The organism is Curtobacterium sp. 9128, from assembly GCF_900086645.1.
GTDB lineage: Bacteria > Actinomycetota > Actinomycetes > Actinomycetales > Microbacteriaceae > Curtobacterium.
Map to the genome: position 1 here is coordinate 1,070,141 of NZ_LT576451.1, position 20,270 is coordinate 1,090,410.

Annotated in this window: 15 protein-coding genes; 5 read left to right on the forward strand and 10 right to left on the reverse strand. The window is 71.9% G+C overall.

Annotated features, from left to right (window positions below):
• Positions 1-26 precede the first annotated feature (26 nt).
• Together QK288_RS05395 and QK288_RS05400 are read left to right on the forward strand one after the other, a co-directional pair.
• Positions 27-1,259, forward strand: a complete 1,233-nt coding sequence (locus tag QK288_RS05395) for an oligosaccharide flippase family protein (RefSeq protein ID WP_281266779.1) — start codon at positions 27-29, stop codon at positions 1,257-1,259.
• 51 nt (positions 1,260-1,310) lie between these two features.
• On the forward strand, positions 1,311-2,711 hold the full coding sequence (locus QK288_RS05400) for a right-handed parallel beta-helix repeat-containing protein (protein WP_281266780.1): 1,401 nt from the start codon (positions 1,311-1,313) through the stop codon (positions 2,709-2,711).
• Here QK288_RS05400 and QK288_RS05405 read toward each other — a convergent pair.
• From QK288_RS05405 to QK288_RS05435, 7 genes are all read right to left on the reverse strand, one after another.
• Positions 2,696-4,234: a hypothetical protein gene (locus QK288_RS05405; RefSeq protein WP_281266781.1), complete on the reverse strand. Its 1,539-nt coding sequence runs from the start codon at positions 4,232-4,234 to the stop codon at positions 2,696-2,698. The genes QK288_RS05400 and QK288_RS05405 overlap by 16 nt on opposite strands.
• A complete protein-coding gene (locus tag QK288_RS05410) occupies positions 4,219-5,334 on the reverse strand; it encodes a glycosyltransferase family 4 protein (RefSeq protein ID WP_281266782.1) in 1,116 nt (371 codons plus the stop codon). Before QK288_RS05410 ends, QK288_RS05405 begins: the two co-directional genes overlap by 16 nt.
• Positions 5,331-6,650, reverse strand: coding sequence for a glycosyltransferase family 4 protein (locus tag QK288_RS05415; RefSeq protein WP_281266783.1), 1,320 nt, complete (start codon positions 6,648-6,650; stop codon positions 5,331-5,333). The genes QK288_RS05410 and QK288_RS05415 overlap by 4 nt, the downstream gene beginning before the upstream one ends.
• Positions 6,650-7,240, reverse strand: a complete 591-nt coding sequence (locus QK288_RS05420) for a sugar transferase (protein ID WP_281266784.1) — start codon at positions 7,238-7,240, stop codon at positions 6,650-6,652. Before QK288_RS05420 ends, QK288_RS05415 begins: the two co-directional genes overlap by 1 nt.
• On the reverse strand, positions 7,237-8,613 hold the full coding sequence (locus QK288_RS05425) for a polysaccharide biosynthesis tyrosine autokinase (protein ID WP_281266785.1): 1,377 nt from the start codon (positions 8,611-8,613) through the stop codon (positions 7,237-7,239). Before QK288_RS05425 ends, QK288_RS05420 begins: the two co-directional genes overlap by 4 nt.
• Before the next feature lie 20 nt (positions 8,614-8,633).
• On the reverse strand, positions 8,634-10,082 hold the full coding sequence (locus tag QK288_RS05430; RefSeq protein ID WP_281266786.1) for a hypothetical protein: 1,449 nt from the start codon (positions 10,080-10,082) through the stop codon (positions 8,634-8,636).
• A gap of 82 nt (positions 10,083-10,164) precedes the next feature.
• The gene (locus QK288_RS05435) at positions 10,165-12,030 is read right to left on the reverse strand and encodes a hypothetical protein (RefSeq protein ID WP_281266787.1); all 1,866 of its coding nucleotides are present in this window, start codon (positions 12,028-12,030) and stop codon (positions 10,165-10,167) included.
• Positions 12,031-12,258: 228 nt separating this feature from the next.
• On the opposite strand from QK288_RS05435, the gene QK288_RS05440 reads away from it, so the two are divergent.
• The gene (locus QK288_RS05440; protein ID WP_281266788.1) at positions 12,259-13,605 is read left to right on the forward strand and encodes a right-handed parallel beta-helix repeat-containing protein; all 1,347 of its coding nucleotides are present in this window, start codon (positions 12,259-12,261) and stop codon (positions 13,603-13,605) included.
• A gap of 44 nt (positions 13,606-13,649) precedes the next feature.
• Positions 13,650-14,798 carry a class I SAM-dependent methyltransferase gene (locus tag QK288_RS05445; protein WP_281266789.1) on the forward strand — a complete coding sequence of 383 codons (1,149 nt, stop codon included), beginning with the start codon at positions 13,650-13,652 and terminating at the stop codon, positions 14,796-14,798.
• 126 nt (positions 14,799-14,924) lie between these two features.
• Here the strand turns inward: QK288_RS05445 and QK288_RS05450 are convergent, their stop codons facing one another.
• The 3 genes from QK288_RS05450 to QK288_RS05460 all read right to left on the reverse strand — a co-directional run bounded on the left by QK288_RS05450 (position 14,925) and on the right by QK288_RS05460 (position 17,356).
• Positions 14,925-15,857, reverse strand: coding sequence for a hypothetical protein (locus QK288_RS05450; protein WP_281266790.1), 933 nt, complete (start codon positions 15,855-15,857; stop codon positions 14,925-14,927).
• A 196-nt stretch (positions 15,858-16,053) separates the two neighbouring features.
• Positions 16,054-16,884 (reverse strand): aldo/keto reductase, encoded by an 831-nt coding sequence (locus tag QK288_RS05455; RefSeq protein WP_281266791.1) that lies wholly within the window; start codon positions 16,882-16,884, stop codon positions 16,054-16,056.
• Between the two features lie 52 nt (positions 16,885-16,936).
• Positions 16,937-17,356 (reverse strand): pilus assembly protein CpaE, encoded by a 420-nt coding sequence (locus QK288_RS05460; protein ID WP_281266792.1) that lies wholly within the window; start codon positions 17,354-17,356, stop codon positions 16,937-16,939.
• Positions 17,357-17,585: 229 nt separating this feature from the next.
• On the opposite strand from QK288_RS05460, the gene QK288_RS05465 reads away from it, so the two are divergent.
• Positions 17,586-20,216 carry a glycoside hydrolase family 2 protein gene (locus tag QK288_RS05465; protein WP_281266793.1) on the forward strand — a complete coding sequence of 877 codons (2,631 nt, stop codon included), beginning with the start codon at positions 17,586-17,588 and terminating at the stop codon, positions 20,214-20,216.
• Positions 20,217-20,270 lie beyond the last annotated feature (54 nt).

The window sequence follows — 20,270 nt, forward strand, 5'->3', positions numbered from 1 at the left end:
CTTGCACCTCACGAACGGCGGGTACCGTGCGCCGACCCCGACCCACGCGGGCGATCCTCACGATCCTGTTCGGGACGCTGCTCGGCCAGGGCCTGGTCGTCGCCGTCTCGCCGCTGTTGACCCGGCTGTACGCCCCGACGGACTTCGGCGTGCTCGCCGTCGTCACCGCGATCGCTTCCGTGCTCGGCGCGGGAGCGACCATGGGGACCGATCGCGCACTCCCCGTGGCGCAGGACGCCACGATGCACGCTCTCGTGCTGATCGGCATCGTCTCGACGGCGTTCGTCAGCGGTGTGACGGCAGTGGCCACCTGGCTCGCACGCGATGCGCTCGCTGCGCAGTTCTCGGCGCCGACGTTCGCCGACCTCTGGTGGATCGTCCCGGTCACGACCGGGGCCGTCGGACTCCACCGGGTGGCAACCGCAGTGCTCGCCCGGGGCCAGCGTCACGGCTCGATCGCGATCCGGAACGTGTGCCAGGGGGTCGGGCAGACCGTGTGGAACCTCGTGATGGCCTCGACCGGAGCCCTCGGGCTCGCCGGTGGACTGGCTGCCGGGCGACTCGCGGCACTGGTCGGGATGTTCCGTCCGGCGTCGCTCCGAGCCAGCCCGTCACCGTGCTCCGTCCGGGCCGCGCTGTCGGTGCACCGACGCTTCCTCTGGTTCACCCCGTGGTCCTCCATGCTCAACGTGGTCGGGCAGCAGGCACCGGGGCTGCTCATCGCCGCGGCACACGGCAGTGCGGCGGCGGGACTGGTGGCCCTGACGATGCGGGTCCTCGGCTCACCGGTCGGGATGCTCGCGGACGCCGTCGCGCAGACGGTCGCCGGGGCGATCGGTGGCCGGATCCGAGCCGGAGCGTCGGTACGAGATCCGCTCCGGCGGGTCGTGGGTCGTCTGCTGGTGCTCGGGGCTGCTGCGGCCGTCGTCGTGATGATGTCTGGGCCGTCGGTGTTCGGTGCGGTGTTCGGGCCGGACTGGACACGGTCGGGCGAGTACGCGCGCATCCTGGCGCCGGCGTTCGCGCTCCAGGTCGCGGTGTCGCCGGTGAGCCAAGTGCTCGGGATGCTCGGTCGACAGTCCTCGCAACTCGCCTGGGATGCCGGACGCTTGGTCCTGACGTCCGGTGCGGTGATCGTGCCGACGCTGCTCGGTGCGCCCGTGCCCGTGATGCTGGCGGGGCTCTCCGGCGCGATGATCGCGTCCTACCTCGTGATGCTCGGGCTGGTGGTCGCGGCGACCCGGTCCGTCCGCGACTGACCGACTCGCACCCGTGCACGGACCGGTGCGACGGACGGACGGGGTCCGACGATGCGCATCGATGACGTCGCCCGTACCCTGACCCGTCGCGCGGCGCTGTTCGGCGCGGCAGCGGCTCCCGGCGCGGTGTTGATCGGACGCCCGCTCTCCGCCCGGGCTGCGTCCGTGCCGCCCGCGCCGACGTCGGCGTCACGGTCCGCCTCGGACATCGACGCGACACGGCTGCAGGACGTCCTCGACCAGGCCCACCCGCACGCCGTCGTCGACGTGACGCGTCGGTGGACGCTCGCGGAACCACTGGTCGTGGACCAGCCGCTGACGCTCCGGTTCGCCGGGGGATCCGTTGCCACGGACCGGGACATCGACCTCGTGCACATCCGGTCGAGCCTGGTGCGCGTCGTCGACGCCGTGCTCGACGGTCCCGGCGCGGAGCACTCGGGGCTCGGTCGGGGCGTCCGCGCGACGGGCACGGCGAAGGCGCCCCTGCGGGACGTGCGCGTCACGCGTGCACGTGTCCACGGGTTCCCGCACGACGGTGTCCTGCTCGAACACTGCGAGGGCTTCGTGGTCGACGACTGCGACATCGCGGACGTCGGGTACGCCGGGGTGCTCATGTTCTCGTGCGTCCGGGGTTCCGTCACCGGGAACCGCATCCGTCGTGTGACCCAGCCGGCGCCGTACCCGAACTCGTACGGCATCGAGGCGGTCCGCGCCACGACGACCGGGCTCGACGACTCCCCGCGGAGCAGCCGGATCCTGATCGCCGACAACCACGTCTCGGGCGTCCCGTACTGGGAGGGCATCGACACACACGGCGGCTCGTCGATCGCGATCGTCCGGAACCGTGTCGAGGACTGCCGGGTCGGCATCGCCGTGGTGCCGTCGAAGGACGAATCCGACGCGTCGGCGACGAAGTACGCGCCGCTGGACTGCTCGGTGGTCGACAACGTCGTCTCCCGCTCGACGCAGGGGCCGGGCTCGGGCATCATCGTGCGTGGTGCGGGCGAGACCGTGGGGTCGGCCGCGGAGCGCGCGACCGGGATCGTGCTCCGGAACACCGTGACCGGGTACGGCGACGGTGATCGTGACGCGGGGATCCTCGTCTACCTGACCCGCGGCGTCGTGCTCGCGCACAACCGGTGTACCGACGGTGTCCGTCGGGGTGTCTCGCTCTACCACTCCAACGAGGACCTCACGCTGATCGGCAACGTGGTGGCCGGCCTCCGACCGCAGGGGACCGCCACGTCGGTCGCCGTCGACGTCCGGGCGACGGCGAACACGGTCGTCCTGCTCGACAACCGCTACACCGCTGGTGCGACCGCGCCGCCGGTGTACGGCGTGCAGTGCCGGCAGGCCGACAACGACGTGGTGCTGGTCGCGAACGACTGGCGGGCCACGACGACGCCCGTCGTGGCGACGGCCGGGGCGGTGACACGCTACCGAGAGGAGTGAGGCGCCACCGGCGGAGCGACGTCCTGGCGCCCGACCGGCGCGGCCCCGGTGGCCCCGTGCGCGCGCCCGACCCCGTCCGCGCGCCCGACCCCGTCCGCGCGCCCGACCCCGTCCGCGCGCCCGACCCCGTCCGCGCGGCCGGCCTCGGTGGCGCGGGCGGTCCCGTCCGTGCGGTCCCACCCGCTCCGCGGGGCGATCGCGAGCACGATCGTCCCGACGAGCAGCCCGTGCGAGAGCATCGCCGTGAAGATCGAGGTGTTGCTCAGCATGATGCTCGGCATCACGACCGCCATCGCCGCCACCCGGAGCGGCAGTCCCCGGGCAGCGAGGTCGAGCCCGCGGAGCCACAGCAGCAGCGCTGCCGCCGCCACCGGGATGCCCGCCCACCCGAGGTTCGCGAACCCGTCGGCGAACAGGTTGGCGTTCGCGTAGCCCGTCGACCCCGGCACGAGGAAGTCCGCGATGCGCTTCGGTGGCGGCAGGTCGTACGGGTAGTCCACCCAGGCCCGGAGGAACGAGTACCCGTACTCGGCGACGGGGTTGTCCGAGAAGTACTGCACGTACACCGAACTGAGGAGCCCAGGCGTGAGCATGAACCGTCGCGTGAACACCGACGTCCACGTGATCCCGCCCTGGACCTCGTCGGCGACGGCGGACACGATCATGATGACGATCGGTGCGACCAGGAGCGGGGCCGATCCGCGCGCGGACCGACGCCGGAAGAGGACGGCCATGCCGAGCACGGCGACGAACGAGAACAGGACGGCCTTGAACCCGGTGCTCGAGTACAGCAGGAACTGCCCGACGACCGCGGCGGCGACCAGGCTCGGCCGCCGTCGTGCGAGTCCGCGGGCGAGCACGAGCGGGTTGATCACGTACGCCTGCCCGGTGAGCAGGTAGCCGAGCGTCCCGCCCGTGCCGACGTCCGCTGCGTACTCGGCGCGCACGTCGTAGATGTCGTCGAGCGCGAGGAAGCGGACCTGCAGCCCGACGGTCGCGACCATCACGCCGTAGGTGGCCGCCGAGTACACGCCGCACACCGTCCAGGTCAGCGCCCCGCGGTCGATGCCACGCGCCCCGAGCGGGATCCGGTCGACGCCGCTCACCGCCGGTGCGGCCGGTGCTCTCGGCGTCGCGATGCAGACCAGCGCGAACGACACCCCGACCCCGGCGCTCAGTGCGAGGGCGGTGTCGGTCGGCAGGTACCCGGTCGAGGGGCTCATCAGCATGGTCGGCGCGACGCACACCACGAAGATCGTCCAGAGCACCACGTGCGACGGCCTGCGCACGACGGCGGGCATCGCCAGGGCGACGGCCGCGGTCAGGGCGGTCACCACCACCCGGAGCTGCCACGGTGCGTCGACGTGCGTGAACCCGCTGTACGAGAACAGCGGCGCCACCAGGTTCGCCGCGATCCAGTCGGTCGTGACGCCGAGCACCGCGACCGTGGCGCACACCACGACCACTCGGCGGAGCAGCGCGACGAGGAGCGATCGCTCTGCCGCCGTCAGCGGCGCACGCACGGCAGGAGCTCGTCGTACATCGCGACGAGGCGAGCAGCCTCACGGTGCCACCGGAACCGCTGCGCCGCTCGCCGTGCCTCCGCGCCGTGCCGGAGCAGCAGGCCCGGATCCTCGGCGTAGCGGCGCACGGCACCGGCGATCGCGGCGGGGTCGTCCGGCGGCACGAAGGTGACGCAGTCCGAGCCATCGAGCAGCATCCGCAACAGCGGGGTGTCCGTCGCGATCACCGCGAGGCCCGCTGCGAGGTACTCGAACAGCTTCGTCGGGAAGATCTGGTCCGTGACGGGCGTCCGCCGGAAGGGGATGACGCCGATCCGTGCGCCGAGCAGCAGGTCGCGCGCCTGCATCGGGCCGACGACCCCGCCGTGGCGGAGCCGGCCGCTCGACTCGGCGTCACGGAGCGCCGTCGTGTCCGTGGCGGCGTCGATCGCCCCCACGAGCTCGATCCGCCAGCCCGGCGGGAAGTCCGGCTGGCCGGGGACGGCCGCGACCACGTCGATCCCACGGTCGTGACTCAGGACGCCGACGTGCGCGACCACGGTGGGCCGAGCCTCCAGTCCGGTCTGCGCATCGTCGGCCGCGCGCCGCAACGGGTAGTTGTGGATCGCGATCCGCCGCGCTGCCGGGAACCGGCGGCCGGTCCACTCGGTCGCCGTGACGACGCGGTCCGCGGTGCCGGCGAGCCGGAGCAAGCCGTGCGACAGGGCCGAGAGGACCGCCCGCTGCCGGTACGACAAGTAGTCCTTGCCCCAGATCTGGTCGGGCAGGTCCTCGTGCGCGTCGTACACCACGATCCGGCCGGCGGCGCGGAGCACGGGGATGGTCCAGATGAGTTCCGGATCGTGGAGGTGGACGAGCCGCGCCCGCGACCGCAGCGCCAGCAGGAGTGCCTGCGTCGTGGAGACGAGCATGCGTCGGAGACGGCACCGGCGCGGGATCCGGACGACCTCCACGGCGGTGGGCGGAGCGTCGAGTGCGCAGTCGACCGCGATCAACCGCACGCGGTACCCGGCATCCGCCGCCGCAGCGGCTTCGCGGAGGTGCACGCGGTTGTCCACCCACGGATGGGCGCTCGAGACGTGCACGATGTCCGGCGTCATGCGGCGCTCGCCGCGGCGTCGAGCGCGCCGGCGTACCGGGCGGCGAGCGCCCGGTAGTCGTTGTCGCGGAGGACGTGCGCGCGACCGCGCGCGCCCATGGCGTCGCGGTCCGGAGCCGGCATGGCGGCGAGCGCCAGCATGCCCTCCGCGAGCGCGGCCGGGTCGTCCGGGGCGACCTGCAGCCCGCAACGCGCCGCGGCGACCGGCGCCAGTGGCACCGGAGCGGCGACCAGCAGCGGCCGACCGGTGAGCATGTACTCGTACTGCTTGTTCATCGAGACCCCGTACCGGTAGAGCGGCAGGTCATGCATCGTGACGGCGAGGCAGTCGGCCTGCTGGCCGATACGGCGGGCCTGGTCCTGCGGCACGCGTCCGTCCCAGATCACGTCCGGGGCAGACGGGAGGCTCGACACGCGTTCCCGGAGTGCGCCCACGTCGGCGCCGTCCCCGACCATGCGGAGTCGGAGCTGCGGTCCGCCGGCGGCGTGGGCACGGCCCGCTGCGAGGACGAAAGCGTCGAGGAGGGTCTCGAGGGCGTTCGCCGGGCCCATCGACCCGATGTACGCGATCGTGAACGGAGCGGACCCATCGGCGCCGGGCGCGTCGGCTGTGCTGGTCTCGTCGGCGGTGCTGGTCTCGTCGGCTGTGCTGGTCTCGTCGGCGCCGGCGCCGGTCTCGTCGGTCTGCACGCCGTTCGGTACCCACGTGAACGGCCGGGGCTGGCCGCGCTCGGCGTAGTACCTGCCGACGCCGTCGAGGGGCGACACGAGGTGCGCCGCACGGTCGACGGTGCGCCGTTCGACCGACCGGAGCACCCGGACGAGCGGATGGCGTTCGGCGAGCCCGGCGAGCCCGATCGCGGACTCCGGCCACAGGTCGCGGGGCTCGAACACGAACGGCACGCGGAACCGGCCGGCCAGGAGCGACGCGGCCCAGGCGGCGAGCGGGTGGAACGAGCTCCCGACCACGACGTCCGGTCGGGGAAGCCCACGGAGCGTGCCGGGGACGAGGAGCAGGACCGTGAAGGACACGATGTCGGCGAGACGCCTGGTGGTGCGCCGGAGCCCGGCTCCGCGGTGGTCGACGCCGCGGAGCCAGCAGAACTCGTAGCCGGCGCCCGCCCATCGCTCGCGGAGGCGGCCTCGTCGCATGTGTGCTCGTCCGGTGGGGTGGTCGGTGCCGGCGGCGACGACGACGGTGCGCCAGCCGTGGTCGCCGAGGTGCTCCGCGAGCAGCTGGTGACGAGTGGCGCGACCGTCGCGTTCGTGGTGGTGGGCGTAGTGGTTGACGATCCACACGACGCGTTGTCCGGGCATCACGTGCTCGTCCCGGTGAACGCCTCGCTCGTCGCGTGACCCGGCGTCGTGATGCCCTCGCGGCGGAGCACGACCCCGATCGTCCGCAGCAGGATGCGGGCGTCGAGGGCGAGCGACCTGGTGTCCACGTACTCGAGGTCCGAACGCAGCCGCTCCGGCCACGGCAGCGCGTTGCGACCCCGGACCTGCGCGAGCCCCGTGAGGCCGGGGCGGACGTCGTGCCGCCGGTGCTGCTCGGGTGTGTAGAGGTCGAGGTATCGGCAGAGGCTCGGTCGCGGCCCCACGAAGCTCATCTCGCCGACGAGCACGTTCCAGAGGCTCGGCAGCTCGTCGAGGCTCGTCGAGCGGAGCCAGCGACCGAAGGGGGTGAGGCGATCGGCGTCGTCGACCGTGCCGTCGACTGCTGCCGGTTCGAGCATGGTGCGGAACTTGACGATGGTGAACGTCGTGCCGTGCAGTCCGGGCCGGTCCTGGCGGAAGAGCACGGGGCGGCCGAGGCGCACCGCGACGAGCACCGCGAGCCCGATGAGCAGTGGGGACAGGCCGATGAGGGAGAGCGCCGCCCCGATCGCATCGAGCGCGCGCTTCACGAAGTGCTCCTCAGGGCGATCGGCGCGGACGTGGTGGTACCGGGGCGTGCGTAGTAGCCGTCGGCCACCGGTCGTCGCGACTTCGTCAGGACGACGCCGTCGACCCGCTCGCCGACGCGGGTCAGCGCGGTGACCGCGAGCCGGACGTCCGAGCGCTTGGTCTGACCGGCGGCAGCGACGAGGAGTGTGGTGGAGACGAGTGTGCTGACGAGCGCTGCGTCGGTCACCGCCAGGACCGGCGGTGTGTCCACGAGCACGACGTCGAACCGCTCGGTGAGGTCCGCGATGACCTGTTCCATCGCCGCCGAGCCGATGAGTTCGCTCGGGTTCGGCGGGATCGTCCCCGCGGGGAGCACGCTGAACGCGTCGAACCCCCATTCCTGCAGGACGTCGTCGAGTTCGGCACGGCCGACGAGCAGGTCGGTGAGGCCGACGGCACCTTCGAGGTCCAGGGTGCTCGCGACGTTCGGGCGTCGGAGGTCCGCGTCGACGACCACGGTGCGGACGTCGCTCTGGGCCAGGGCGATCGCGAGGTTCAGCGTCGTGGTGGTCTTGCCCTCGGCAGGACGCGGGCTCGTGACGGCGATCGTGGACACCCCGCCGGTCCGCAGGAACTGCAGGTTGGTGCGGAGGCTGCGGAACGCCTCCGCCCGGGTGGTCGTACCCTCGTCGCGGGCGATCAGCGGCTGCCGGGAGGCCTCCGGGTCCATGCCGATCTCGCCGATCAGCGGGACGTCGGCGTCGATGTCCTCTGCGGACCGGACGCGCGTGTCGGCAGCGGCGCGGAGGAGGGCGAGCCCGGTTCCGAATGCCAGTCCGGCGGCGAACCCGAGCGCGAGGTCCACGGATGTCCTCGGGGCGATCGGTGCGGTCGGGACCGATGCCTCCGACACGCGTTCGAGACGGACGGACGGTTCGCCGGAAGTGGTCCTCGGCTCGATCTCGGAGACGACCTCGGCGAGGACCCGACCCGTTGCTGCGGCGATGCGCGCGGCGGCCCGGGCGTCGCCGTCGGTGACCGAGATCTCGATGATCACCGTCCCGGTGCTCACCACCGAGGTCACACGGCGTCCGAGCGCCGCGGGTGTCGTGTCGAGCCGCAGCGCGGCGATCACCTGCTCGAGGACGCGCGGCGACGACGCCAGCACCGTGTACGACTTGATCTTCTGCTGCGCGGCGGTGGACCCCTGGGCGATCTCACCAGCGGAGGCGCTCTCTTGCCCCGCTACGGAGACGTAGTACGACGTCGACGCGCGGAACGTGGGCGGTGTCGTGCTCGTCACCACGAGCGCGACACCGCCGCCGGCGATCGAGACGGCGAGCACGATCCACCATCCGGAGAGGAGGGCTCGTGCGACGACGAAGTGGTTCATGCGGGTCCCCGGTCGCCCTGTCAGTTCCGGGTGTCGGCGGGCACCCGGAAGAGCTGCGACGTCTCGGTCTGGCCGAACGCGGTCTGCCGGATCGCGAACGCGTAGTCCGTGGCTCCGGCCGGGACCTCGGCGGTGAACGACCAGTCGCCGCGGTCGTCGACGTCGAACGGGCCGCCGGGGACGATGACCTCGCCCGCGGCGTCCACGACCTGGTACGTCGCTCCGGGGGTCGCGGTCCCGGTGAAGGTGTTCGTCGTCCCGGGAGCGACCGTGTCGGGGCCGGTGCGGGTGACGGGGGAGAGCGTGCCGGCCTCGATCCGCACGGGCGTCGTCGCGGACGCTGCGAGCGATCCCTGCGGCGCCGAGCCGGTGACGGACATCCGCAGCTCGCCGGTGCCGGCGGCGTTCCCCGGGTTCTGCACCGGGACACCGAACCGGACCTCTTGCCCCGCGGTGAGCTTCCAGCCGGCGTTGCCCGGCGCCCACCGGAAGACCACCGATCGACCGTCGGCCGAGACCGAACCGTCGACGAGGTTGTCCGCGGGGAAGTCCGTCCAGTCACCACCCGTTACCGGACGCTGCTGGCCCCGGACCGTCGTCAGGTCGCTCGGGAAGGTGGTGCCGGCCGGTGCGGTGAACGTCACCGTGGCGTCGGCCCCGGGGGTCGTGATCTCCGCTGCCGCACGGAGCTGGCCGAACACCGTGGTGGTCGAACCTGCGGGCAGTGTGGTCGTCGTGCCGTTGATCCCCGTCAGGAGCTGCCTGGGGGCGAAGACCACGTCCACGGAGGTCTGGTCCTGGTAGGTGTTGTCGACGTACTGCTGGAACGTGAGGGTGTTCCTGCCCTCGTCGAGCCCGCGGATGACGGCGCTCCACGCTCCGTTCGTGTTCGCGGTCGCCACGACGGTGCCGTTCCGGCGGATGGACGCGTTCGGGGTCGCGGTCCCGGTGACCGACGCGGATCGCGCGCCGTCGTCCTGACTCGTCACGCGCGCGGTGATCGGCCGGACCGCGTACGGGCGCGTGATCGACCCGAGCGAGGTGGTCGCGGTGCTGTACCAGCCGTACCCGAAGACGTCACGCCCGTACGAGTGCACGTACCCGGACGAGATCGTCTCCCCCTCGCGCCAGCTCGACGGCCACGGCACCAGGATGCCGTTGGTCGTGTCGACGTCCTTGCGATCGATGCCGAACGCCGGGATCCGGACCCATGATCGGCAGGACCGCCATCCGCTGCACACCGGGGTCGCGTAGATGTACATGCCGTTCTCGCGCGCTGAGACCCGGACGTTGCGCGGTGCCCCGAACGAGCCGTACGGGGTGATGGTCGACCGAGCGCCCTGGTCCGCGCCGGGGTGGGGATCCGGGCTGGCCGCCGTCGCCGGGGACGCCCCGGCGGTGAGGGCACCGGCGGTGAGCAGTGCGACGAGGACGGCTGCCGGCGCTCCGGCGCGGTGGTGCTTGGTCATGGCTTCCTTCCAGGAGAGGGCGAAGAGGAGGGGGCGGCGGGGCAGCCGACGTCGGATCGGCTGCCCCGCCGGTCGGTCCGTGTCAGCGGGTGTTCGCCGACACGGTGAACAGGGGTGTCGTGTAGCTGGCCCCGTTGATCGTGATGTGCAGCTTGAACTTGAAGTCGCGCTGACCAGCGGACACGATCCGGTCGAAGGACCACGCGCCGTCGTCACCGATCTCGAAGCGGCCCGGCACGATGGAGTTCCCAGACGCGTTGAGCACCTCGAACGTGGCGCCCTTCGGGCCGGTGCCCGTGAAGGTGTTGACCTCACCGGGACGGACCGTGCGGGTGTCGAGTGTCACGGGTGCGAAGCCCTCGTTCGCGGGGAGCACGAACAGCTCCGACGTCTCGGTGATGCCGTCCTTGGTCTGCCGGATCTTGAAGCGGAACTCACGGGCATCGGCGGAGATCACCCGGTCGAAGGTCCAGTTGCCGTCGGGGTCGACCCGCAGCGTGCCCGGCACGACCGGGGTGTCCGACACGTTGAGCACCTCGTACGAGGCATCCGGCTCGCCCTTGCCGGTGAACGTGTTCGTCACGCCGGGCGTGACGGTGTCCGGCTGCTCCAGGGTGATGGGCGCGAGCTTGCTCGTCGAGCCGGGGTTGACCGTCACCTCGGCGATGGTGGTGTTCGCGCCCTTCGAGTACTGCACGACGCGGAGCACGTGCTCCGAGCGGTCGAGGGCGTCGGTGTCGACGGTCCATCGTCCGTTCGGGAGCACCCCGTCCTGGCTCCGGCCGACCACCGCGTCACCGTTGCTCGTGTCGCGCACCTCGATGCGCGAGTTCGCCTCGCCGCGACCCTCCATGCGCAGCGACCCGCCGGGCTGGACGGACCCGTCCGCGGGCGTGGTCACCGTCACCGCGGCGCCGTAGTCGACCCCCTTGGTGACGTCGTGCACCGAGTCACGGAGTTCGTTGAGGAACTGGGCTGCGGTCACGGCGTAGGAGCCGCCGGCATCGGGCGCGGGGATCGTCGTCTCCCACGCGCCGGTGACGGCGTTCGCTCGGACGGTCGACCCGATCTGACGGTCGTCCGGCCCGAACAGGCGCACCTCGGCGCCCGGCTGGGCCCGGCCGGATGCGCGTACCGGCGCGTCGATGGACGGCGGGAAGGTGGCGTCGAACGTCAGCGCCGCGGCCACGAGGTCCGCGGTGACCATCGTGTCCCCGGTCTTCTGCGTTCCCTCGTACTGTTCGAGCGTGATGCGGTTCGTGCCGAACACCAGCGACCCCACCGAGGTCGACCAGGTCCCTCGCTCTCCGACGCGCACCGGGGTGGTGCCGTTCACCAGGACGGTGGCGCCGGGGGTACCCGTCCCGGAGATCTGAGCCACTCGTGCGAGGACGTCGATGCCGTCGACGCGGGCGGTGAACCCGGTCACGAACTCGTCGATCGTCGGGACGCGGTCGGCCACCGTCCGGGACTGGAGTCGCATCACGTCGTCCTTGTTGAACAGCCCGAGGTAGCCGTCGTTGTACGTCGACTTGATGCCGGTGCCGATCGGGTTGTTCGATCCCGTGTTGGCCGCCTGTGTGAAGAGCTGTGCCGGGTCGCCGGCGACACAGTCCTCGAGCGTGACCGGGGACGAGTTGGTGACGGACCGGCTCTCGGCGGTCAGGCAGAGTCCGGGATCGGACTGGGGACGGACGGTCGACGTCGATCCGGCCGCGGGGACGAACCAGCTGGCTGCGGCAGCCCGTGCCTGGGCCAGGGTCGCGGCACGGTTCGCGGGGACCGGCTGACCGGCGCGTCCCGCTGACGGTGCACTGAAGGCGAGCGCCCCTTCGAACGACGACGTCTCCGTCACGAGCGGGCCGACGACCTGGGCGTCGTCGAGGGTCGATGCTGCCCAGGCGTTGGTGCTGGTGAGGCTCGCGGTCACCGTGGTGAGTACGAGCACGCTCGCACCGAGGGTCCGTTTCGTCCGGCCCGTGCATTGCGACTTCGGCATTGCTGCCCTTTCTGTCGAATTGAGGAGTGACACGGAAGATATCAGATACAGGTGACGTCGTGGGTACAAAATACGACATTCACAAATGCGCTTATTCCCGCAATATCGCCCATTTGTGTATGCCCTTCCCCGGGCTGTGTGCGCGAGTATTCTGATATCCGAGGAAAGAGGGTCGCGATGGATGGACCACAGCCCCCGACGCGTCGTTCCGTCGTCATCGGCGCCGCCGCCGGTGTCGTCGGTGTCGTCGCTGCCGTGGTGGTCGCGACGTGGGGCCGCGGTGGGAGTGCGGACGGGGAGACGGGTGCTCCGGATGCGCTGCAGGCCTCGCTCGACGCGCTCCCGGTCGGCGGGACGCTGACCATCAGCGAGCCGGTCGAACGATCGACGTCGCTGACGGTCGTGCACGCTGTCACGATCCGGTTCACCGGCGCGGGGGCGATCCGGATGACCGCGGACCAGGACGCCGTCGTCGTGCGTGCGTCCGACGTCCGGATCGTCGCACCGGAGATCACCGGGGTCGGGGCTCCCAGCGGCGGCCGGTCGAACGCGATCACCGTGCGCGGCAAGCGATCGACGCCCCTGTCCGACGTCCGGATCTCGGGCGGACACCTGCGCGACGTCCCGCGCGACGGCGTCCACGTGGAGTACGCGGACCGCGTCGTCGTCGAGCGCGTGTCCGTCGCCAGGGTGGGGTACGCGGGGGTGCTCCTGCTCGGTGTGACGGACTCCGTGGTACAGGACAGCGTGGTCTCGGACGTCCGACAGCGTGCGGACGAGGTGAACTCCTACGGCATCACGGTGACCAGGGACGCCACGGCCGGCACCGCGGTCACCCGGCGGTCGTCGGGCGTCCGGGTGCTGCGCAACCGCGTCAGCGGCGTCCCGGCGTGGGAGGGGATCGACACCCACGCGGGTGACCGGATCGAGATCCGGGACAACGTCGTCAGCGGATGCCGGGTCGGGATCGCGGCGGTCCCGAGCAAGTCGGCGACCGACCGTGGCACCACGGACGTCGCACCGACCGGCCTCGTGATCGCCGGCAACCGCGTCACCCGGACCGGTGCCCTGGCTGCCGGGTCGGGGATCGTCGTCAGTGGGGCAGGTACCACGGTCGGGTCGACTGCACCGCGGGCAACGGGGTCCGTCACGGGCAACACCGTCACCGGGGCCGGCGGCACCGACGCGGGCGGGATCCTGGTGAAGCTGACGCGCGGGCTCACCGTCGCGGACAACACCATCGTGTCGAGCGTCGACGACGCGATCGCGGTCGAGCACTCGAACGCCGCCCTCACGGTGCGCGGGAACCGGATCACCGGTGTCTCCGGCGACGCGGTCGCCATCGACGTCCGGTCCGCCGCGAACGACGGCAGGATCACGGGCAACCGGGTGGACCGGACGGAGCCACGAGTGCGCGTCGGGTTGCGGTTCGGCGATCGGAGCAACCGCTTCGTGGTCAGCGGGAACACGTTCAGCGGGGCGACCGTCCACGAGTCGGACGGGGATGCCCACATCACACGATGACCGGTTCCGCGCCCGTCGAGAGCCCGACCGACTACGCTGCACCGGTGCCCGCGTTCGACTTCGCCGACCTCTTCCGACGGACGCCCGACGACGACGGGCCCGACCTGCTCGCGATCGACGGCACCGACCGCTTCATCCTCGACGAGGCGCCGCACGTGCACGGCGACGCGCTGCGGCAGCCAGGAGCGGTCGCGATCGTGGACGACCAGCGCGGCGTCCTCACGATCGGCGTGATCGCGGTCCACGGGGCCACGAACGTCCGCGTCGTGCAGGACTCGCTCGTGTCGCAGCGTGCCCTGCAGGCGAACGCCGGCACGTTCGGGCACCGGGGGTTCCACCACCCGGACTCCCTCGAGGACGCGTTCCGGGACGCCCGGCTCGTGCTGCTCCGCCTGACGAAGTCCCTGGACCGCCTCGACGAGATCGCCAGGGCCGTCGCACGCTTCGCCGCACCGGACGTCGTGCTGCTCTGCGGCGGCCGGACGAAGTTCATGACCCTGTCGCAGAACGACGTCCTCCGACGGTCCTTCGGCGAGGTCGTGGCGTCCCGCGGGCGTGCGAAGTCGCGGCTGCTCGTCGCCCAGGACCCCCTGACCGCCGCCGCGAACCGTGCGGCCATCACGGCGCCCTGGCCGCGCGTGGTGCACAACGACGAACTCGGGATGTCCATCGCCGCGCACGGCGGGGTCTTCGCCCGTTCCTCCCTGGACATGGGCACCCGGGTGCTCCTCGACGCGATGGACGACGCCGTGCCGACCGCCAGGGTCGCCGTCGACCTCGGCTGCGGGAACGGCGTCATCGCGACGGCGATCGCGCGGCGACGGCCGGGGATCCGCGTCGTCGCGACCGACGTCTCGCACGCGGCGGTCGCGAGCACCCGCGCGACCGCCGACCGCAACGGCGTCGGCGACCGCGTCACCACCGTCCGGAGCGACGCCGGCGACGAGCTCGACGAGGGGTCCGCCCAGCTGGTCCTCTGCAACCCGCCGTTCCACGCGGACACCACCGTGAGCACGGACGCGGCCGAGGCGATGTTCCGGAACGCGGCCACGATCCTCCAGTCCGGCGGCGAACTGTGGTGTGTCTGGAACTCGCACCTGCGGTACCGGCCGGTGCTGGAGAAGGTCGTCGGACCGACCCGTCAGGTCGTCCGCACGGACAAGTTCACCGTCACGGCGTCCCGTCGGGTCTGACGAGCCCGCTCGCCAGCGGAGGTGCTCGTCCTGACGACGAGTGCACATACGGGCGCGCGTGCACTCGTCGGGACCGCGCGCAGCAACGGGCAACGGGCAACGGGCCGCGGGCGACTCGCGGGCGCGTCAGTGGGTCGTCGGGACCCCGGCGGCGCGGAGGGTCGCCGCCACGAACGGCACCGAGCGCAGGTCGTGCGAGGTCAGCCGACGCACGGCTCGGACCTCGGGGAGCGCGCGGATCCAGTCCTCGCGGGTCTTCTCGGCGATGACGACCTGCTCCGGGGAGCGGCCGTCGCGCGTCCGTGCATCGCGGTACTTCACGGCGCCGTCGTACTCGACGACGACGCCCTGGTCCGGGAACCAGAAGTCGACGAGGGCGCGGAGGCCATCGGGGGAGCGGAACTCGTGCTGCAGCTGCGGCCGCGGGGCTCCGCTCTCGTGGAGGACGACCCGGGCGAGCGACTCGCCGACCGAGTCCGACCGGTGATCGGCGAAGTCGAGCGCGGCGTGCGCCCGGGCCGCGCCGCGTCGGGACCCTGGTGCCAGGGCCGCGGCGATCTCGTCGCGGGGGACCCCTCGGCGGAGCACCTGGTCGAGCACGACGACCGTGTCACGGAACGGCATCGACCGTGCCGTGGCGGCCGCCGCGCCCGCCAGGCCGAGCACCGGGACGTCCTCGGGGCCGAGGCGGACGGTCTCGAGCGCACCGGATGGCATCGGGTGCGACTCGACGAGCGGGGAGCGGCGGTCGACGCGCGCGCGACACGGTTCGGCGACCACGACACGGGCCGGCGCGGGACCGAGCAGCCGGACACCGTGCAGGAGCAGGGCGGACTCGTGGGCGAACACCGCGCCGCCGGGCAGCCGGGGGAGGACGGCACGGACCCGTACGAGGTGCCGTGCCCGGTCATCGAGCGCGAGCCACTGCGCACGGTCGACGTACAGTCCGCGACCGATCCGCACGAGGTCGGCGCCGGCACGGCGCTGCACGGCCCGCGCGACGGACGGCGGCGTGCGGTCGTCGACGCGCACGATCGGGCAGTCCGGGAGGGGGATCACGCGCCCATCGTGGCGGGCGCGGGGCGAGCCTCCCGGCTTGTCCACAGGCGTCCGGCGGACTTGCGCGTGGAAACGACAAGTGCGCATGCGGGCGCATGCGCACTTGTCGTCAGGACGAGCAGCTACCGAGCCCGCCCACAGGACCGAGCCCGCCCACAGGACCGAACCCGCCCACAGGACCGGGCCCGGCCCCCCACTACTCCGGGATGTAGGCGAACGTGTCGGGGTCCGGCCCCGTGCGGTGGCCCTTGTCGAGCGTCGTGATGTCGGTCATGTCCTCGTCGGACAGCTCGAAGTCGAAGATCGCGAAGTTCTCCTCGACGCGGGCACGGGTGACCGACTTCGGGAAGACGATGTCGCCGCGCTGGATGTGCCAGCGGAGCACGACCTGCGCGGGGCTCTTGCCGACCGACTCCGCGATCCGGACGATCGTCGAGTCGTCGAGCACCAGGCCCTGGGCGATCGGGGACCATGCCTCCGTCGCGATGCCGAGTTCGCGGTTGACCGCGCGCAGCGACTCCTGTGCCAGGTAGGGGTGCACCTCGATCTGGTTCACGGCCGGGGTGATCGTCGTCTCGGCGACGAGCTTGCGGAGGTGGTGCGCCTCGAAGTTCGAGACACCGATCGAGCGCGAGGTCCCGGCGGCGTAGAGCTCCTCGAACGTCTTCCACGTCGGCACGAAGTCGCTGACGGTCGCGAGCGGCCAGTGGATCAGGAACAGGTCGGTGTAGCCGCCGAGCAGGTCGGCCGACTTCTTGCCGTTCTCCAGGGCGAGCGCGGGGTCGTGGAAGCCGTTGTTGAGCTTCGACGTGACGAAGATCTCGGACCGGGGGATGCCCGACTCGGCGATCGCCTCGCCGACCTCTTTCTCGTTGCCGTACATCTCGGCGGTGTCGATGTGGCGGTAGCCGACCTCGAGCGCCGTCAGGGTCGCTTCCTTCGTCGACGAGGGGTCGATCTGGAACACGCCGAAGCCGAGCTGCGGGATGGTCTTGCCGTCGTTGAGTGTGATGTTCGGAACGGTCATGCTCCCAGACAACCAGGGGACGCCCGAGCACCATTCCGGATTCACCCAGGTGCTACTCCAGCGCCGTCGTGATGTAGGCCACCAGGGCCTGCCCGTACGCGATCGCCGGGTCCGCAGCAGCGAACGACCGGTCATCGCCCCGGAGCACGACCGTCACCGTGTGCACCACACGCTCCCCGGCGGCGACCCGGGTGAGCCCGACGAACGACGGTCCGAGCAGCTCGCGCAACTGGTCCTCGCGGGGCAACCACAGCGACTCGGCCGCCGTCACCGAGTCGAGCGCCCACTCGGTCGTCCCGTTGAACCCGAGGATGGTGCCAGACGGGTGGTCGTGCCGCTCGACGGTCATCTCGGACACGGTGTACACGTCGTCGTCGACCCCGGGCTTGTCGATGACGAACCTGTCCCCGGTCTCGGGGTTCCAGCGGAGCCCGGCTGCGCGGAGGTCCTTGGCGAGTTCGACGGTGATCACCTCCCCAACCTGCCACGGCAGCCCGTACGGATGTTCCCGAAAGCAACCCGTACTAGCATCGCGGAGCACCCTCGTGCGTGGATCACCCGACTGTTCCACGCGCGCGACGCGACGACGCCCGGACGACCGGTGCCGTGCCTCCAGGCGGTTGAACCGGCCACGGGACGGTCCGCCGGCCGGGCCCCGACCGCGGTGGGCCACGGATCGGCCCGCCCAGAGAAGGATCCGCATGACGCTCGAACGCGAGGAACTCCGCGACGCCTGGACCGTCGCCATGGTCGACGAGACCGCTCCGGCGACCGCGCCGGCCGGTGCCATCGCCGGCATCCCCGCCACGGTCCCCGGTCAGGTGCACACGGACCTCGAGCGCGAGGGCCTGCTCGCCGACCCGACGCTCGACCGCGACGAGGACGCCGCGAAGTGGGTCGGGCGCGCCGACTGGACGTACTCGCGCACGCTCGACGTCGACCCCCGTGGTCACGAGCGCGTCGACCTGGTCTGCGACGGCCTCGACACCGTCGCCGAGCTGACGCTGGACGGCGTGCAGATCGGTGCCACCCGGAACATGCACCGCCGCTACCGCTTCGACCTCCGCGACTCCACGGACGGCAGCAACACCAGGACCGAGCGCGACCTCGAGATCCTGTTCGAGTCGCCCTACCGCGAAGCCGGCCGCGTCGCGGCCCGCGCCGGCGCGATGCCCGGGCCGTACGACGAGCCCTTCCCGTACGTCCGCAAGATGGCGTCGAACTTCGGCTGGGACTGGGGGCTCACCGCGGTGACCAGCGGCCCCTGGCGTCCGATCGCGATCGAGCGCTGGTCGACCGCGAGGCTCCGCGACGTCCGGCCGCTCGTCGACATCGAGGCGGGCGAAGGCGTCCTCGACGCACACATCGCGTTCGAGCGGTCCGGACTGAACGACCTCGACCAGGACGGCGAGGACGACGACCTCGTGCTCGTCGTCACGGTCTCCGGCGAGACCGAGGACGGCGCGAAGACCCGGCAGCGGTCTCGCGCGCAGGTCACCCCGAAGCAGGACGAGACCGTCGTCACCGTCCGGGTCCCCGAGGTGCAGCGGTGGTGGCCGCGCGGGTACGGCGAGCAGCCGCTCTACGACGTCGTCGTCGAGCTGCAGACCGTCGACGGCGAGGTCCTCGACCGCCACGGGTTCCGCACCGGGTTCCGGTCGACGCGGATCGACACCGCGGTGGACGACATCGGTCGTCCGTTCGACGTGTACGTCAACGGCACGCGCATCGACGTCCGCGGTGTGAACTGGATCCCGGACGACGTCATCGTGTCGCGGGTCGACCGTCCGCGGTACGGATCGCGCCTGCGTGCAGCGGCCGACCTCAACGTGAACATGGTCCGCGTCTGGGGCGGTGGCGTGTACGAGTCGCACGACTTCTACGAGGTCTGCGACGAGCTCGGCCTGCTCGTCTGGCAGGACTTCCCCTTCGCCTGCTCGGCCTACCCCGAGGACGAGCCGCTCCGCAGTGAGGTCATCGCCGAGGCCCGCGACAACGTCGCCCGGCTCTCCCGGCACCCCTCGCTCGTGCTCTGGAACGGCAACAACGAGAACATCTGGCTGCACGACGTCGACGGCTGGGACGCAACGCTCGGGGAGCGCGGCTGGGGCCTCGACTACTACCTCGACCTGCTGCCGACGATCGTCGATGCGGTCGACCCGTCGCGGTTCTACACGGTCGCGTCGCCGTGGTCCGGCTCCGAGTCGCTGTTCGCGAACGACGTCGACCACGAGACGCACCACTCGTGGGACGTCTGGAACCGCCTCTCCGACGACCACTACCGCGACTCGGTCCCCCGGTTCGTGTCGGAGTTCGGCTGGCAGGCACCGCCCGCGTGGCGCACCATGCGCGACGCGGTCTCGGATGAGCCGATGACGCCGTCCTCGCCCGGTGTCGTGCACCACCAGAAGGCCGCATCCGGCATGCAGAAGCTCGCGGACGGGCTCGCGCCCCGGTTCGGCGTCGTGCCGTCCGACTTCGACCGGTGGCACTACCTGACGCAGCTCCAGCAGGCGCGCGCCATCGCGACCGGCGTCGAGCACTGGCGCACGCACTGGCCCCGCAACACCGGGGTCATCGTCTGGCAGCTGAACGACCTGTGGCCCGTGTCGTCCTGGTCGGCGATCGACTCGGCAGGGCGGCTGAAGCCGCTGGCGCACGAGCTGCGTCGGCTGTACGACGACGTCCTGGTGGCGATCCGGCCCGTCTCGTCGGTCCGGACGGTTCCTGCCCCGGACCGGACGGGAGGCTCGGATCACCCGACCGCGTCGCTGCCGGTCGCGGACGTGGCCGGTTCCGCACCCGCCGGCTTCTCGCCGATCGAGGTGGCCGTCCGGTCGACCCGCCGCGGTCTCGACAGCGTGGTCCGCGTCCGGCGCATCGACCTCGCCGGCCGTGTCCTCGCCGAGGAGACGCTGCCCGTGCACCTCGACGCGGCCGGTGTCGCGGTCGTGACCCTGCCCGACGCGGTCGGCGTGGTGGGCGACCCGACCGGCGAGCTCGTCGTGGCCGACATGGACTGGCGTCGCGCGGTGTGGACTCCAGCGCCGGACAAGGACATGCGGTGGGAACCGGCGCACTACCGCGCGGCGTTCACCCCCGCGGCGGACGGCGACGGGCTCGACCTGGTCGTCGAGGCCGAGTCGCTCGTGCGTGACCTGCTCCTCCAGCCCGACCGGGTGCAGCCGGGTGGCACCGTCGACCGCGGGTTCATGACCCTGCTGCCGGGTGAGCGGGTCGCGTACCGCCTGCACGGCGTGACCGAGGCGGACATCCCGAGCCTGACCGGGACCGCCGTTCTGTGGTCGCTCGACCGCGTGTTGGCGGACTGATCTCCTGGCGTGCTGATGGTGTCGATCCTGTGCGGGAGGTGTTCGTTCAGGCGC